The organism is Leptolyngbya sp. GB1-A1 (assembly GCF_039962475.1).
Taxonomy (GTDB): Bacteria; Cyanobacteriota; Cyanobacteriia; order Elainellales; family Elainellaceae; genus Leptolyngbya_A.
In genome coordinates this window covers 136297-153475 of the sequence record NZ_JAMPLI010000004.1, presented here as the reverse complement: position 1 = coordinate 153475, position 17179 = coordinate 136297, and the positions used below count along the sequence as shown (strand labels likewise).

General features: G+C 50.3%; 12 protein-coding genes. 10 read left to right on the top strand and 2 right to left on the bottom strand.

Going from position 1 to position 17179, the window contains the following annotated elements; translation table 11 throughout:
- The first annotated feature begins 491 nt into the window (after positions 1–491).
- The 5 genes from argC (at position 492) to NDI45_RS06235 (ending at position 7476) form a co-directional block, all read left to right on the top strand.
- Entirely contained in the window at positions 492–1550 is a 1059-nt protein-coding gene (gene argC, locus NDI45_RS06255; RefSeq protein ID WP_190791209.1) for an N-acetyl-gamma-glutamyl-phosphate reductase, read from the top strand.
- 425 nt (positions 1551–1975) lie between these two features.
- The gene (locus NDI45_RS06250) at positions 1976–3307 is read left to right on the top strand and encodes an oligosaccharide flippase family protein (protein WP_348246776.1); all 1332 of its coding nucleotides are present in this window, start codon (positions 1976–1978) and stop codon (positions 3305–3307) included.
- Between the two features lie 140 nt (positions 3308–3447).
- The gene (locus NDI45_RS06245) at positions 3448–4584 is read left to right on the top strand and encodes a glycosyltransferase family 4 protein (protein WP_348246775.1); all 1137 of its coding nucleotides are present in this window, start codon (positions 3448–3450) and stop codon (positions 4582–4584) included.
- Between the two features lie 99 nt (positions 4585–4683).
- A complete protein-coding gene (locus NDI45_RS06240) occupies positions 4684–6096 on the top strand; it encodes an O-antigen ligase domain-containing protein (protein WP_348246774.1) in 1413 nt (470 codons plus the stop codon).
- Positions 6097–6216: 120 nt separating this feature from the next.
- Positions 6217–7476, top strand: coding sequence for a glycosyltransferase (locus tag NDI45_RS06235; RefSeq protein ID WP_348246773.1), 1260 nt, complete (start codon positions 6217–6219; stop codon positions 7474–7476).
- Positions 7477–7660: 184 nt separating this feature from the next.
- Here NDI45_RS06235 and carB read toward each other — a convergent pair whose 3' ends face one another.
- Positions 7661–10966, bottom strand: coding sequence for a carbamoyl-phosphate synthase large subunit (carB, locus tag NDI45_RS06230; protein WP_190791214.1), 3306 nt, complete (start codon positions 10964–10966; stop codon positions 7661–7663).
- Between the two features lie 714 nt (positions 10967–11680).
- Between carB and NDI45_RS06225 the strand changes: the two genes are divergently transcribed.
- The 3 genes from NDI45_RS06225 (at position 11681) to NDI45_RS06215 (ending at position 13889) form a co-directional block, all read left to right on the top strand.
- The gene (locus NDI45_RS06225; protein ID WP_190789838.1) at positions 11681–12142 is read left to right on the top strand and encodes a peptidoglycan-binding protein; all 462 of its coding nucleotides are present in this window, start codon (positions 11681–11683) and stop codon (positions 12140–12142) included.
- 48 nt (positions 12143–12190) lie between these two features.
- Positions 12191–13378, top strand: a complete 1188-nt coding sequence (locus NDI45_RS06220) for an anhydro-N-acetylmuramic acid kinase (protein WP_190789837.1) — start codon at positions 12191–12193, stop codon at positions 13376–13378.
- Between the two features lie 61 nt (positions 13379–13439).
- A complete protein-coding gene (locus NDI45_RS06215; RefSeq protein WP_190789836.1) occupies positions 13440–13889 on the top strand; it encodes a hypothetical protein in 450 nt (149 codons plus the stop codon).
- A 100-nt stretch (positions 13890–13989) separates the two neighbouring features.
- Here the strand turns inward: NDI45_RS06215 and NDI45_RS06210 are convergent, their stop codons facing one another.
- Positions 13990–15156, bottom strand: a complete 1167-nt coding sequence (locus tag NDI45_RS06210) for a serine hydrolase (protein ID WP_348246772.1) — start codon at positions 15154–15156, stop codon at positions 13990–13992.
- A 416-nt stretch (positions 15157–15572) separates the two neighbouring features.
- On the opposite strand from NDI45_RS06210, the gene NDI45_RS06205 reads away from it, so the two are divergent.
- Together NDI45_RS06205 and NDI45_RS06200 are read left to right on the top strand one after the other, a co-directional pair.
- Entirely contained in the window at positions 15573–15776 is a 204-nt protein-coding gene (locus tag NDI45_RS06205) for a DUF4089 domain-containing protein (RefSeq protein ID WP_348246771.1), read from the top strand.
- Positions 15773–17173 carry an AtzE family amidohydrolase gene (locus NDI45_RS06200; RefSeq protein WP_348246770.1) on the top strand — a complete coding sequence of 467 codons (1401 nt, stop codon included), beginning with the start codon at positions 15773–15775 and terminating at the stop codon, positions 17171–17173. The genes NDI45_RS06205 and NDI45_RS06200 overlap by 4 nt, the downstream gene beginning before the upstream one ends.
- Positions 17174–17179: the final 6 nt, after the last annotated feature.

The window sequence follows — 17179 nt, the reverse complement described above, 5'->3', positions numbered from 1 at the left end:
GGAGGCTGCCAATGAAAATCGTACAGCAGTCCTTTTGTATCGCTTTCCCCAATTTGCAGGCTCACCTCTATACTCTAATGTTAAATTTATTTAATTCAGTTCAGCCAGTGCGATCGCCGATCTCCAGTAACACCCCGTGCAGCTCTTTCAATTTCTGTGTAATTCTCTTATGGGATAGGCCTCTTCTCCGTCCAATTGGGGCAAGCAGAGTGCCAACCCTGCGAGAAATCCCTATCGTCTAGGCTGCTAAAGTTTGAGCTGCTGAGATCTAAGTTGCCAACTTGCACATCCCCTGAGTCAGTCGGGTTAATCAAGCCAAATACAGCCGGCTCGTATTGTAAGCAGCAGTAGTGCGAATTTGCCTTTTTGTTTTTCGGCAACGAAACCGGATTCAGACTAAAATTTTGCTTTTGATAGACGTAGCTTATCGAGTTACCCTATTGTATTTTTACCAAATTGTATTTCTCTTAAATTTGGAGTAACAGAGCATCATGGGGGATTCAGAACGGATACCCGTTGGCATTATCGGCGCATCGGGCTATGGGGGCGTTCAGCTCGTGCGGTTGTTGGCTGATCATCCCAAGCTGGAACTGGTTTATCTGGGTGGGGAAAGCAGCGCGGGTAAACCGTTCTCAGAGCTGTATCCTCATCTAGGACACTACACGAAGCTGATGATCGAGCCGATCGACCTGGACGAAATTGGCAATCGCTGTCGAGTCGTCTTTTTGTCGCTGCCCAATGGTCTAGCCTGTGAGATGGCTCCTGCGCTGCTTGCAAAAGGCTGCAAAGTGCTGGATTTATCGGCAGACTATCGCTTTAGCAATCTGGATACCTATGAAACCTGGTACGGCAGGCAGCGTACCGATCGAGACATTGCTGAAACGGCGGTGTATGGGCTGCCCGAACTGTATCGCGATCGCATTGCCGACGCGCAGCTTGTGGGCTGTCCGGGGTGTTATCCCACCGCAAGCCTGCTGGCACTGTCACCACTCCTAAAGCAGGGGTTAGTCGTGCCGGAGTCTGCCATTATCGACGCAAAATCAGGCACATCCGGCGGCGGGCGACAAGCCAAAACTAATTTGCTGCTGGCAGAAGCCGATCAATCGCTGGGAGCTTATAACGTGGGGCGGCATCGCCATACCCCGGAAATTGAGCAGGTTTGCAGTGATCTGGCAGGGCACGAGGTTCTCATTCAGTTCACGCCGCACCTCATTCCGATGGTGAGAGGAATTTTGGCGACGGTCTACTCAACCCTGCGCGATCCAGGACTCGTGCGGGATGACCTGATTACGATTTATCAAGCGTTTTATCGTTCCTCTCCCTGGGTGCGGGTGCTGCCCAGTGGAGTCTACCCGCAAACTAAATGGGCGTGCGGTACAAATCTTTGCTATATCGGCATTGAGGTTGATCCTCGTACCGATCGCGTGATTGTGATATCTGCAATCGACAACTTGCTGAAAGGGCAGGCAGGGCAGGCAATTCAGTGCCTTAACTTGATGATGGGCTGGGAAGAAACGCTCGGACTTCCTCAACTCAGCTTCTATCCCTAATTTAGGATTGGTAAATTTACTGACTTTGCTTTTCCTGCGCCCGGCTGGGAAAGCACGGTTAAATTGCGAACAGAACATAAATATTGCTTTATCGATCCCCTAAACAATCACCGTTTCCTAACAAGAAAAAGTAAAGCTACTGAAAATCGATCGTCAGAATCACGCTTTTGGGATTTCATAAGTTAAGGAACTAGTAATCCAAGACATTCAGCAAGTCCCTGCGCTTTGACATTTAAAAGCGACGGTTTTGTCTCATTCTGAGTCTTAACTCGTTCGCTGCGGATGCCATTCGCGGTATTAGCTGATTGTCACTGGTCTTCCGATAGGTTGCTGTTAAAGCTCTCATTTTGCCTAAATTTGGCGAAGGAGTATTGGTTCCTCAAAAAGCAAGCTACCTGCCCGATCAGACTTATAGAAGTATTACTATGGCATCCCTTAGCACGAACTCGATTAAAAAGCAGGCAATTCGGGGGGCGATCTGGACGGTTGCCGCCTACGGAATCAGTCAACTGCTACGCTTTGGTAGCAACGTTATCCTCACCCGCCTGCTTTTGCCGGAGCTGTTTGGGCTGATGAGCCTGGTATATGTCTTTATTACTGGCTTAGTTCTATTCTCAGACTTGGGAATCCATACCAGCATTGTTCAGAATAAGCGAGGCGACGAGCCTGACTTTTTGAATACTGCCTGGACGATGCAAATCATCCGCGGTTTTCTGCTGTGGTTGGGCTGTCTAGTTCTTGCTTTTCCAGCTTCCCAAATTTACAACGAGCCGCGTCTTGCTTTGCTGCTACCGATCGTTGGGCTAAGCTCGGCTCTCGGAGGTTTCAACTCAACCGCCATTTTCACCCTCAATCGCCATTTGTCCGTTAAGCAGCTTGCAATCTACGAGTTGTCAGGGCAGGTCATTTCATTAGCCGTGATGCTCATCTGGGCGGTGCTTTATCCTTCAGTCTGGGCATTGGTAGGGGGTAGTCTTAGTTCCTCGATATTTCATCTCATTCGGAGTCACCAGCTCAACAAAGGTAAACCCAATCGCCTGACATGGGATCGCAGTGCAGTTAGAGAGCTGATTGGCTTTGGCAAGTGGATCTTTATTTCCACCGTGATGACTTTTCTAGCAAACCAATCCGATCGGTTGATCCTGGGTAAGCTGTTTAGCCTTGAAATGCTGGGCGTTTATGGCATTGCCTTTGCGCTAGCAGATATGCCGCGATCGTTGCTGCTGGCAGTCAGTAATAAAGTGATCTTTCCGACCTACTCCAGAATGACTGAGCTACCCCGCTCTGAATTTCGGCAGAAGATTTTGCGAAATCGTCAGCCGATTTTGCTCGTTCTGGCAGTGGGGCTGGCAATATTCATTAGCTTTGGGAATTTGCTGGTCAGCTTTCTCTACGACGATCGCTACGCGGCAGCAGGTTGGATGCTTCCCCTGATTTCACTGGGAACCTGGCCCCTCATGCTGACCCAGACGATCGATCCAGTTCTGTTCGCGATCGGAAAACCGAGATATAACGCCTTTGGTTCTTTTCTCAGTTTCCTTTTTTATGCCATTGGCATTCCAATTGGCTTCTCGCTTTATGGAGCTGTGGGAGCTGTAGTCAGCGTTGCGGTCAGCAACATTCCGATCTGGATTCTGGTTAGCTATGCACTATGGCGCGAACAGATTAGTGCCTTCCGGCAAGATATCCTCGCTACGGCTGTCTTTTTGACCACCCTGACCATTATGTTTGGAGTACGCTCCTTCTTTGGTTTATAACTTGATTGGTTTGTAAGGCTCTGGCATTGATGAATGACAAGTGGCGGGGGTGCAGCGACAAACTGAATTCAATTCTCATTGCGCCGCCGCCCAGAAGACGAGTCAATTGTTCAACCACTGATGCGGATAAGAGGGAATAGATGAAGATTACCTTTGTGATGGGTGGGCTGTCGCTTGCGGGCGGTGACCGGGTGATTGCAACCTATGCAAAAAAGCTTCAGGAGCGCGGACATGAAGTATCTGTTGTTTCTCGCCCTTCTAAAATTCCGACGCTCCGCGATCAGGTTCGCTCAGTGCTAGCCGGAAAAGGTTTGATTCCAGCTAGAAAACCGCCGTCCCATTTTGACAACATCGGCGTGACTTGTAAGCTGCTCGAACGGTTTCGTCCAGTCCAGGATGAAGATGTGTCTGATGCAGATGTTGTAATTGCAACCTGGTGGGAGACGGCTCATTGGGTTGCAAAGTTTTCTCCGGCTAAGGGCGCCAAGATTCACTTCATTCAGCATCATGAAGTTTTTGACTACTTGCCTCAAGCAGAAGCTGTATCCACATACTCCCTGCCTCTCCAAAAAATTGTGGTAGCGCGGTGGCTACAAGATTTGATGCGCGATCGGTACGGCAATAGCAGCGTTTCGCTTGTGCCCAACAGCGTAGATTCAAGGCAGTTTTACGCTCCCCCGCGCCACAAGCAATCTGTTCCAACCGTTGGCATGATTTACTCCACAACGCCTTGGAAGCGTTCAGACCTGGTGCTTGAAGCGTTTAAAATTGCGGCCAGCAAAGTTCCACAACTGAGACTGCTAGCATTTGGCGAGTCAAAGCTACCCGCAGAACGAATCCCACCTGCAAAAGTGACCTTTACCTACAAACCGACTCAGGACGAGCTGCGTGATCACTATGCTGGGTGCGATGCCTGGCTGTTTGGGAGCTGCACCGAGGGCTTTGGTCTGCCAATTTTAGAAGCAATGGCTTGCCGGACTCCGGTCATTGGTACGCCAGCCGGAGCCGCACCAGAACTGCTGGCAGACGGTGCAGGATTACTCGTTCCCCATAACAGCCCAGAAGCAATGGCAGAGGCAATTATTGCGGTTTGTCAAATGTCAGATGCAGAATGGCAACTGCTGTCGAATGCAGCATACCAAAAATCTGTTGATTATACCTGGGAGGATGCAACCGATCGATTTGAAGCCGCACTAAATCACAGCATGAAACATCAGACCGTGCCGAATCGAACCTCGCAACCTAAATCCTCTCAGGCAGAGAGCCTGTTGCATTGAAACAATGAGTGAATAAATGATTTTAGGACACGAGATTTTAGGACACAAGTGCAAGAAATCTTTAGGTAGTGAGCGACTAGCAGTGATGGAGAAACCGATATGGAGCTTACGCTAACTTATAATCCGGGCGGGCACGTTGCCCTCACTGTCCCGCTCGTCATGTTTGCCTGGATTCCGATCGTGCTGTATCTCTTCACTCGCTTTCCGGCGCAAAAGGCAGTTGTGATTAGCTTCCTCACTGCCTGGATGTTTCTTCCTGAAGCATCGCTAACTCTGCCGGGGCTGCCTGACTACACCAAGATGTCAGCAACGTGTTATGGAGTGCTGCTGGCAACTTTTATTTTTGATGTTGGTCGCTTTAGCTCATTCCGGTTTGGCTGGGTCGATTTGCCAATGGCAATCTGGTGTCTTTGCCCGTTTATCTCTTCCATGACGAACGAGCTAGGACCCTACGACGGCGTGGCAGCAGTTCTGGATCAAACCGTGACCTGGGGTATTCCTTACTTTTTAGGACGGATCTATCTAAACAGTTTGACCGGGCTAAAGCAACTTGCGATCGGGCTTTTTGTGGGTGGTCTGGTTTACGCCCCGCTGTGCCTATTCGAGTCGCGCATGAGTCCTCAGCTCCATAGAATCGTTTACGGTGATATCGCGTTTGCAGATTTTGGACAGGCAATGCGTTTGGGCGGATTTCGACCGCTCGTGTTTATGCGGCATGGTCTAACCGTAGCTGCGTTCATGATGGCAGCAACGCTGATTGGCATCTGGCTCTGGCGATCGGGCACGCTGAAGCAGCTTTGGGGCATTCCGATGGATTGGCTGATTGGTGCACTGTTTGTCACGTTTGTTTTAATGCGCTCGACCGGAGCCTATTTTCTTTTAGTGGCAGGACTCGGCTTACTCGTTTCGTCGCGCTATTTTCGCACTGCCCTGCCTCTTTATGCCCTATCCGCACTGATTTGTGGCTATCTCCTTGTCAATGCGGAGTCTGCAGCTTATGTAACAGATCAAATTATTGAAGCACTCTCAGGCTTTCTGCCGCCCGATCGAGTTCAGTCGCTCGAATTTCGATTCAATAATGAAGAGCTTCTCACCGACAAAGCCAGAGAGCGGATCTGGTTTGGCTGGGGTGGCTGGGGACGCGCCCGCGTACCAATCGACAATTATGGCAAGATGACCGTTCAGGATAGTTTGTGGATTATTGCCTTTGGGCATCACGGAACCGTTGGATTAGCCAGTATGACGCTCTCGATGCTCTTACCTGTGACTGCCCTAACTTGGCTGCGCTATCCGGCTCGATTGTGGTCACATCCCAAAGTTGCTCCAACGGCTGCTTTACTAGTCGTGATTAGTCTATATATGGTGGATAGTTTGTTCAACGCGCTCTTGAATCCAATCTATGTGCTGGCGATCGGAGGGGTTGCGGGTCTAGTGCTGAAGCCCGAAAAGCTCCGCTCTCCTACAAGCCATCAACGGTCTGTTGCTAGAAGGGTACTGGCACAGCAGCAATAATTTTTAGCTTGGCTCTCTTGACAGGACAACCTGAGTGAAAACCAATGTAGTAACCGATTTACGGCATCCTGTTTTGACCCAGCATGAACACCGTCAGCAAATACTAATTTAGTGAAAAATATGGGAGCACCCCTCAGGATTGCCTACCTCGTAAATCAGTATCCCAAGGTGAGCCACAGCTTTATTCGGCGCGAAATTGCGGGAGTTGAAGCCTGTGGAATTGAGGTTTTGCGATACTCGATTCGATCGTGCCAAGCAGAACTCGTTGATCCGCTCGACCAAAAGGAAGCAGAACTCACCCGAACGCTCCTGGAAGAAAATCGGCTCACCCTGCTGCTCAGCTTGCTTCGGACCCTACTCACAAAGCCGATCGGGGTCTTGGGGGGATTGAGATTAGCCTGGAAGCTGGGTCGAGCCTCCGATCGCGGCATCCTTCGCCATCTGATCTACTGGTTAGAAGCCTGTATTTTACTGCAATGGTTTGCCGAAGCGGGAGTTCAGCACGTTCACGCCCATTTTGGAACAAACTCAACCACCGTAGCGATGCTGTGCGCTGCGATCGGCGGTCCGCCCTACAGTTTTACGATTCACGGTCCCGAAGAGTTTGACACGATCGCCGCACTCTCGATCGTGGAGAAGATCAAACGCTCGGCTTTCGTGGTGACAGTAAGTTCGTTTGGCAAAAGTCAGCTATTTCGCTGGTGCGCTCAGTCGCAATGGTCGAAAATTTTTGTGGTTCATTGTGGAGTCGATCGAGACTTTCTGGCTCAGCCTGCAACGCCAACTCCATTGGAGCCTCGCCTGGTGTGTGTTGGGCGTTTGTGCGAAGACAAAGGACAATTACTGCTGGTTGAAGCCGTTCGCCAACTCGTATCAGAAGGAGTTTCGCTGAAACTGGTTTTAGTGGGAGACGGAGCTTTACGGCAACAGATTGAAGAGTTGATTGCGCGATCGAATCTGAAAAATTACGTTGAGATCGCTGGGTGGATGAGCAACTCCTCCGTGCGTCAGGAAGTCCTGGCATCCCGTGCCTTTGTGCTGCCCAGTTTCTCTGAAGGGCTACCTGTGGCAATCATGGAAGCTTTGGCACTGCATCGCCCTGTGATCAGCACTTACATTGCTGGAATCCCTGAATTAGTAATACCTGAAGTCAGCGGTTGGCTTGTACCTGCGGGTTCTGTAGAAGCTCTTACGGCAGCAATTCGAGCTGTACTGCAATCTCCTCCAGAAGTATTACAGAAAATGGGGCAGGCAGGGGCAGAACAAGTTGCATTCCAGCACGATGTTGCGATCGAAGCAAGAAAACTGGCAGCTTTATTTGGCGCAGTTCTGGAAACTTCAGCCCCACTATCTCCAGAAGCAATGATTTCTGCACAGTAGCCTTGTGCAAGTAGAACTGTGAGACCAAGCGAAAGCTTGAGGAAAAGCCAAAGCCGTGAATAGGGGCAAATTGCCCCCACGACCTTCAAAGCTATCTCCGGTTGCTTGCACTTGTGCTTTTGCTCAACAAGGGCCTGAGGTATGCCCTGCCTTACCTCGCTGTTCTGCTGCCGGGTTCCCCCTTCTACTGTTTTATACAGTCCTGCTTCATATAGTCCTGCTTCATATAGTCCTGCAATGCTCTTACATGCAAGGTTTCTGACTGAAGCGATCGAATTGCGGCTGCTGTTGCCGTTGCTCCCGCGATCGTGGTGACAATCGGAATTTTATACGAAAGCGCAGTGCGGCGAATCACGCGATCGTCCTGCTGAGCAGTTTCGCCAATCGGAGTGTTGATAATGAGCTGCACCTGCTGGTTTTTAATCGAGTCCAGCACATGAGGACGGCCCTCGTGCAGTTTAAGCACCAGATCAACATCCAGCCCGTGTTCTTGCAGAACTTTGCGCGTTCCTGCCGTTGCAATAATCTTGAAGCCCAGTTCAATCAGATCTTTGACGACCGGAACCGCAGCTAGCTTTTCGCGATCGTTCATAGAGACAAACACCGTTCCACTAAGCGGAAGCTCTTGGGAGGCGGCTAATTCTGCTTTAGCAAAAGCAGTGCCGAAGTTTGTATCAATGCCCATCACTTCTCCGGTCGATCGCATTTCTGGCCCCAGAATAATGTCTGTGCCGGGAAACTTCGAGAACGGAAGAACGGCTTCTTTTACCGCAATGTGTTTGGGAATGATCTCTTCGGTAAAGCCCAACGATTCAAGCGTCATCCCCGCCATAACTCGGGAAGCCATTTTTGCCAGGGGTACGCCGATCGCCTTCGAGACAAACGGAACGGTGCGAGACGCCCGCGGATTTGCCTCCAGAATATAAACCTGTTCCCCCTGAACTGCAAACTGAATGTTCATTAGTCCAACGACGTTCAGGGCTTTTGCAAGCTGCACCGTCCAGGTATGAATCGTTTCCAGCACTGCCTCAGACAGCGAAATGGTTGGAATTGAGCAAGCCGAGTCACCAGAGTGAATGCCTGCCTGCTCAATGTGTTCCATTACACCACCAATCACGACCCGCCCGGTGTGGTCAGCGATTGCATCCACATCCACTTCGATCGCATTTTCCAGGAACTTGTCGATCAGGATGGGGTGATCTGGCTCAATCTGCACTGCATAGGTCATGTAGCGATCGAGTTCTTCGTTGGAGTAAACAATTTCCATTGCCCGACCGCCTAGCACGTAGCTCGGACGCACGACCACCGGGTAGTCAACGCGCTGAGCCACCTGCACTGCTTCTTCATAGCTGCGGGCAAGGCCGTTGGGGGGCTGCTTAATCTCCAGCTCGCGCAAAATCTTTTCAAACTTCTCACGGTCCTCGGCAATGTCGATCGAATCGGGCGAAGTTCCCCAGATTTTGGTGTTGAGGGTTTGCAGGGATTGCTTCAGGGGCACTGCCAGCTTGAGCGGCGTTTGTCCTCCAAATTGAATAATGATGCCTTCGGGCTGCTCGGCTTCGATGACGTTGAGCACATCTTCTTTAGTCAATGGCTCAAAGTAAAGCCGATCGCTCGTGTCATAGTCGGTTGAGACTGTTTCTGGGTTAGAGTTCACCATAATCGTCTCAAATCCGTCTGCCTGCAGCGCAAAGGAAGCATGACAGCAGCAGTAATCAAACTCAATGCCCTGACCGATGCGGTTCGGTCCGCCACCCAGAATCATTACCTTACGCTTTTGCGACGGCAAGACTTCTGATTCAACCGTCTTATCAATTTCCTGTTCTTCACCCAGCAACAGAACTTCTGACTCGTAGGTGGAATAGTAGTAGGGCGTAAATGCCTCAAATTCTGCCGCGCAGGTATCAACCGTTTTGTAAACCGGGATCACGCCCAAAGATTTGCGGTAGGAGCGAACTTCATCTTCGGTTGTCTTAGTTGCGTAAGCGATTTGTCGATCGCTAAAGCCCTGCTGCTTCACGGCGTAAAGCTGTTCACGGGCCAATTTATCAAGCGGCGTTTTCTTCAGGAATTTCTCAGTGTCGAGCAATTGCTGCATTTTGTCGAGAAACCAGGGATCGATCGCCGTTAGCTCATAAATTTCCTCGACGGTCATGCCCATCAGCATCGCGTGGCGCACGGTGAAAATGCGTTCTGGGTTCGGGGTACGAAGTCCGGCGCGAATTTGCTCTAGGCTCGGCAGTTTTTCGGCTTTATCGCAGCCCCAGCCTGCCCGTCCGGTTTCTAGCGATCGCAGTGCCTTTTGAAACGACTCATGGAAGGTGCGACCGATCGCCATTGCTTCGCCCACAGATTTCATCTGCGTCGTCAGAACTGCCTGAGAACCGGGGAATTTTTCAAAGGCGAAACGGGGAATTTTCGTTACCACGTAATCGATCGTGGGTTCAAAGCTGGCAGGAGTTTTCTTGGTAATGTCGTTGGGAATTTCATCAAGCGTATAGCCAACGGCAAGTTTGGCTGCCATTTTAGCGATCGGAAATCCGGTTGCTTTAGAAGCCAGGGCAGAACTACGAGACACCCGCGGATTCATTTCGATCACCACCACAGCTCCGTCTTCAGGATTAACGGCAAACTGAATGTTGGAGCCACCTGTTTCCACGCCAATTTCGCGAATAATCTTAATCGAGGCATCCCGCAAACGCTGATATTCCTTATCCGTTAAGGTTTGTGCAGGCGCAACGGTAATCGAATCCCCCGTGTGAACTCCCATGGGGTCAAGGTTTTCGATCGAACAGATAATCACTACGTTATCTGCCAGATCGCGCATGACCTCTAGCTCATATTCCTTCCAGCCCAGCAGCGATTTTTCGATCAAAATCTGCGAAACCGGACTCGCATCAATTCCCGACTGAGCAATCTCTTCAAATTCCTCCTGGTTGTAGGCGATCCCCCCGCCCGTGCCGCCCAGAGTAAACGCCGGACGAATAATTAAGGGATAGGAACCAATTTGCTGCCCGATTGCACGGGCTTCTGGCAGTGTATTTGCCAGACCTGAAGGACACACCTCGACCCCAATCCGCTCCATTGCTTCTTTAAATAGCTTGCGATCCTCCGCCATTTCGATCGCCGGAAGCTTTGCCCCGATTAGTTCGACTTTGTAGCGATCAAGGGTTCCGTTTTTAGCTAACGATACTGCCAGGTTTAAAGCGGTTTGACCGCCCATCGTGGGTAGAATTGCGTCCGGTCGCTCCTGCTCAATAATTTTTTCCAGAATTTCTGGCGTAAGCGGCTCAATATAGGTGCGATCGGCAGTTTCCGGGTCGGTCATGATCGTGGCTGGGTTAGAGTTGACCAGCACCACCTCATAGCCCTCTTCGCGCAAGGCTTTACAGGCTTGTGTTCCTGAATAGTCAAACTCAGAGGCTTGACCAATCACAATCGGACCAGAACCAATTAGCAGAATCTTACGGAGATCGTTACGGCGGGGCATAGCAATTGTGCCAGGGTCATCATTAAAATCCGATCCATTTTAGAGGGTATTCGGCCGATCGGTTTGCTGCACCTGATTCTTTTTGAAAGTAAAGTTCCGCGAAGCTGGGTTATCTCTGCTCATTTTGCTTTGCTATTTCCAGTTCCTCCGCTTACTGGTGATCCCAATCGTTGTTCTGCTGAATTAAATCATGAAAAGAAAGTAAAGCAGCAATGAGAGGATGCTAGCCAGCTTGATGACGGGATACCTATTTCTGCTTTTTCGTCATCTTGTAAGATACAGTGGTCAATCTGTCAACCGCTTTTAAGCGCGAATTGAATGAAAAAGCTTTCTTGCTTGTAACAATTTACACTTCCATCTCACTGATAAAATTAGGCTAATCCTATGAAGAGTTCTACTAATAAACTCCCTATTATGGGGTTAACTCATAACTGAGCGAACGACACCGACTACCCCTGGCTTTGGCAGGTCATTGGTTACTCATTTAACCCAACATAACTGGCAAAGTCAGGAGTTTTTCTGCTTCATTTTCTTCCTTAGCTAACTAATAGACTATTTACTCCTGTTAAAACTAAAGGCTTCAATCTGAAGAAATTAAAGCTTTTTTAGCTAAATAAAATTAGTTTTGCAGCAGATTAAGAAATGAAATAGAGTAGCTTGAAAACGTCTATTTAGATTTGGGAATGATACAAGCAGTAAGGGGAATTTATCGCTGTGAAAGCAACAGATATGCGATTGGCAAAAGGTGATCGAGGTTCTCAGATTGGAAAGCTACAAAGGCTTTTGCGCCTGCACGGATTTAGTTTAGTCGCGCTCGATGAGTTCTTTGATGAATCGACCAACGAGGCTGTGATTCGGTTTCAGCAAGAGTACGACCTGGAGGCAAGCGGCATTGTTAATCTGGAAACCTGGAAGGCACTCCGGGAAATGCTGGTTTACTCTGTCACAGACGATTCTGAACTGTATAAAGGGATTCGTAAGCCCCTTGCAGTCATGCAGCTTCAATGGCTTCTTAGAAGGCATCGCTATCTAGATGTTGAAGTTGATGGACGATTTAGTTCTGTCACTCAAAAAGCGGTTATTGATTTTCAGTTAAAGCATAATCTTCCTGCAGATGGAATTGTAAATTCTCTCACCTGGGCAGCACTACGGAATAACTTGCAAAAAACCTCGTAAGATAAAAGCCATTCGCAGACAACTGTTTTCGCTGCGCTCTAAAGTTGCATGAGAGTGATTGGCTTGATCAGCGGTACATCGGTCGATGGAATTGATGCCGCTCTTGTCGAAGTTTCTGGAACACCGCTCAGCTTGCAGCTCGAATTATTAGCCGGGAAAACTTATCCTTATCCTAAAGCCCTGCGCCAGAAAATCCTTGCAGTTTGTGCAGGGGAACCGCTTGCGATGACAGATCTAGCTGATCTTGACGATGCGATCGCCACGCAGTTTGCCCAGGCTGCAATTGAGATTCAGCACGGCTTGCCACCAGCCGAACTGATTGGCTCCCACGGACAAACCGTTTTCCATCGCCCGCCTGCGCTCGATCCGGCTTTACCCCACCCCTCAGCCATCCAGAATTTGGGCTACAGTCTTCAGCTTGGACGAGGCGCATTGATTGCATGGCTAACAGGCGTTACGACCGTTAGTAATTTCCGGGCTGCTGATATTGCCGCTGGGGGGCAGGGCGCGCCACTCGTTCCGGCGATCGATACCGTTTTGCTGCGCCACTCAACTCGCGATCGCTGTATTCAAAATATTGGTGGCATTGGAAACGTAGCCTATTTGCCTGCGGCTGCCTCTAAGCATGCGCTAGCTCAAACAACTTACGGCTGGGATACCGGACCAGGCAATGTTTTGATTGATCTCGCTGTGCAGCAGTTTTCCAACGGTCAACAACACTACGACGTGGATGGTGCTTGGGCAGCTCAGGGCAAACCCTGTCATGCACTTGTAACTGAATGGCTGAAGCAGGATTTTTTCCAGATGCCGCCTCCAAAATCAACCGGACGTGAGCTTTTTGGGGTTGATTATCTCCAGCAATGCTTGAACGATGCTGCTGCCTACTCGCTCTCTCAGGCAGACATTTTAGCAACATTGACCGAACTCACTGCTGTGTCGATCGCTGACAGTTATCATCGGTTTCTGCCGTGCCTACCTGATGAGGTTGTTCTCTGCGGCGGCGGCAGTCGTAATTCCTACTTGAAACGGAGATTACAGGCTAATCTGGAGTCACTCTTGATTAGTACAACAGATCAGCTTAACCTGGATGCTGATTATAAAGAGGCAAGCGCATTCGCGGTACTTGCTTACTGGCGTACCCAGAGCATTCCCGGTAATCTCCCGGAAGTGACAGGAGCGCGGCAAGCCGTTCCCTTAGGGGAAATCCACATGGCATTCGCCCCAGCGCGTTATTAACATAGATTGCTGTCTGCAACTCGATCGGCAGCTGCGGGGCAGGATGATAGGAACAAATCTTGTGACTCACACGTTTTTGCTGGAATCAGGACGCTGGATATTGCAGGGCAACTGGATCGATCGCAATGCAATGCCTGTCACCGTCAAGGGAAAAATTCTGGTTGCCTGGAGCCGAGATGACTGGTTCACAATGGTCACAAAGCTCATGTTTCCTGGGGGCGATCGGGACGAGATTTCTTTTCAGTATCGCGGACGGCTCAACACAGGCGATCGACAGTACACGTTTGTGCTTCAGCACAGTTTGCTGGGACGAGTCGAAGGCGAAGGCTGGGTTGCCCCCGAATCGATCGTGCAACGCTATTGGGCATTAGGCGACAAGCGAAGACGCACCGGATTTGAGACGCTGCATCAGCTCACTCCCGATCGCTATTGCCTTTCCAGCAGCATTATGGCGGGGCATCAGCTAGACAGTACGATGGAAGCGATCGTCGAACGCCAGCCTAATCAGTAGATCGCATAGCTGTCTGATATTCGCTTTGGAATGCTACGGGAATCATTTGCAAAATTCCACTAGCCCTTTTGGTCATATCTCCTCCCGCTTAACGATCGGCTCAACGGTTCGCATCTTGCAGTCCAGCATCTTGCAGTCCAGATACCATGCTGCTGTAAAGCGTGAAGAAATGATTCTCATCGAGAGGAGCATCCGCATCATTCCAGGTTGCAGACACACAGTAGCGTTTGCCCGTCTGAGAGACTAATTCATGCGTCAGATTTAACACTCCTGGTTCCGAGCCACCTTTATACGCCACCTGCGACCATCCAGCAGGACTGATACCTGGATTGACCCTCGTTAGTGGCAGATCGGATACCTGACCTATCAAGCTGCACAGTTCACGGGCGGTAAAAAACCATTCGACATCAAGTGCAGTCGGACGATCGCTGAGACTGGTGACCTCAGGGAGGGATACTTGTACGAGTTCCGACAACAGCTGCCGTCGCTCAATTTCGTTGCCAGCTCGATAGCGCGTTAGCAGCGACGCATTTGGAGCAGCTTTGAGAACAAACGCTTCACGGGTGGTCAGAAATGGACGATTGCGCGGCGCAAATTCCTCCACTTTCTCTCGACCCACCCAGCGAATTAGCAGATCGGTTGCCGTATTGTCGCTTTGAGAAATCATCAGTGTTGCCAGGGTTTGAACGGTCAGCAGTGCGCCATCAAACCAGTTCTGTAAAATGCCGCTCGGTAAGCTTTTGTCTTGAGGCTCAAGTGCGACAACATCTGCCCAGGAGTAACGCCCTACCTGAATTTCCTGATGTAATGCAGCCAGAATCGCAAGCTTAAAAGTAGAACCTACTGCCATCGGCTGGTCTGCATTAAGGGAGGCTAATTCAACCCCACTCCCTGTCGGGGTTTCCGTTGTTTCAACAACCAGCAGGCTTACCTGACCGGGTAGGGCTTGGAACTGTTCGATCGCATCAGGTAGGGCGATCGCATTCGAGTGAATGTCATGAAACCAAAGGCTGCTAATTTTTTCTGTTTCGTCCAGCCGAATCAGTGCCGCCAAGCTTCCCCGCTCAAACACGACTCGGTAGCCTTCTCCTTCGGACTGTAGGCTCTGAAATGTTCCTAGCTGGTTCTGCAAATCGCGGATGATTTGCTCTGGTGAAACTGGAACCTGACTTAAAAAAGAATCTGCAAACCATTGCCGCTCAATCTCAGGAGCAGTAAACAATCGCTCAAGGGCTGCTTGGGGTGAAATCTTTGGTTGTTGTGACATCATGACGGGAGCGGATGCGATAGAAAGGTGGACAGGGAACAACATCGTAGACCAGTGAATTGAGGCTGCGAGAAATTTAATCATTTGTCCTGGAAGAATGCTGCGATCGATTGCACGATGAGTGCCCGGTAGCTGAAGTGCAATTCATCGATGAATGATAGTCAGAACATTCTGAGAATAGAGCGCGCCTTGCAATGTTCGCTGCTAATAGGCGTTAGCGTTCATTCCAGAACTGCTGTTTCTGTTGACCCTTGACCTGCTTTTAGTTTCAGGCTATTTTCCTCTCATGCTAGCTCGATTGAAATTCAGCAGTTCAAAACTGATTTTCTCCTCATTCTGCTGTACCGTTGCCTGCAAGGTTAGGCTCAGCCAGCAAAGAACAATTAGCCGCAATTTTCCTTTATCGCTCACTGCTTATGACCGATCCAACCGCAAATTCTCTTGATCTGGATACCCTTGTCAGCTTGATGTCTCAACTAATCGACCTACCGATCGCTCCAGAATATCGTCCAGGGGTCATCGCAAACTTGGCGCGCACTCAGCAAATTGCTCAGTCCGTGATGGAATTTCCGATTCCCAACGAAATCGAAGTTGCCCCTATTTTTACTCCTGAACCATGACGTTTGAGTTTCAGCAAGCCGATGCGCTGACGATCGCTGATGCCGTGCGATCGGAAACTGTTTCAGCCCGGACAGTAACAGAAGCAGCCCTCGCCCAGATTGCCGCGCAGGACAGCAAGCTCAACAGTTTTACACAAGTCCTGACAGATCAAGCATTAGCCGATGCCGACGCGATCGATCGGGCAATTGCCAACGGGGGAGACCCTGGAGTGCTGGCGGGTGTCCCTTTTGCCGTCAAAAATCTGTTTGATGTCGCCGGGCTGCCGACCCTGGCAGGCTCAAAAATTAATCGAAATCGTCCTGTGGCAAGCCAGGATGCCAATGCAGTAGCGGCATTACGACGGGCAGGGGCAATCCTGTTGGGCACACTCAATATGGATGAATATGCCTATGGCTTTGTAACGGAAAATAGTCATTATGGTGCAACGCACAACCCCCATGATCTGCGCCGGGTTGCTGGAGGCTCCTCTGGGGGATCTGCGGCTGCGGTTGCTGCCGGACTGGTTCCGCTCACGCTCGGTTCCGATACCAATGGCTCAATTCGCGTTCCTGCGGCATTTTGCGGCATCTACGGGCTAAAGCCGACCTACGGTAGACTGTCCCGCGCAGGCGTTTTTCTGTTTGCCAGCAGCTTTGACCATATTGGACCCTTTGGGCGATCGGTTCGAGATATTGCAGCGGCATTTGACCTAATGCAGGGCGCAGACCCCACCGATCCTGTTTGTACGCTGCGTCCTCCCCAGGCTTGTCTGCCTCAGCTCGATCGCGGCATTGACGGCTTACGCATTGCTATCGCAGACGGCTATTTCGCTCAGGGTGGTGAACCCGAAGTCTTTGCTGCTGTGGCTCAGGTGGCTGAGGCTCTTTCGGCAACTCAGCAAGTCGCAATTCCTGAAGCACAGCGAGCCAGAGCTGCCGCTTACGTGATTACGGCTTCTGAGGGAAGCAACCTGCATTTACCCCGCCTGAAAACTTGCCCGCAGGACTTTGATCCGGCAACACGCGATCGATTTTTAGCAGGAGCAATGATTCCAAACACCTGGTATCTCCAGGCACAGCGATTTCGCCGCTGGTATCGCGATCAGGTAAGGGAAATTTTTCAAGAGGTCGATTTAATTCTTGCGCCGACTACGCCCTGCGCTGCACCCCTGATTGGTCAAGAGAAAATGGTTTTAGACGGGGTTGAAATGCTAGTTCGTCCAAATCTGGGACTCTACACACAGCCGCTTTCCTTTATTGGGCTACCGATTCTCTCGGTTCCCATTCACCGCCCTGATCAGCTTCCCGTCGGAGTGCAAATAATTGCTGCTCCCTATCAAGAGGCTCTGATCTTAAGAGCAGCAGCGATGTTAGAAGCAAAAGGAATTACAGCCGCACCTGTTTCAATCCCGGATTAGCAGCGG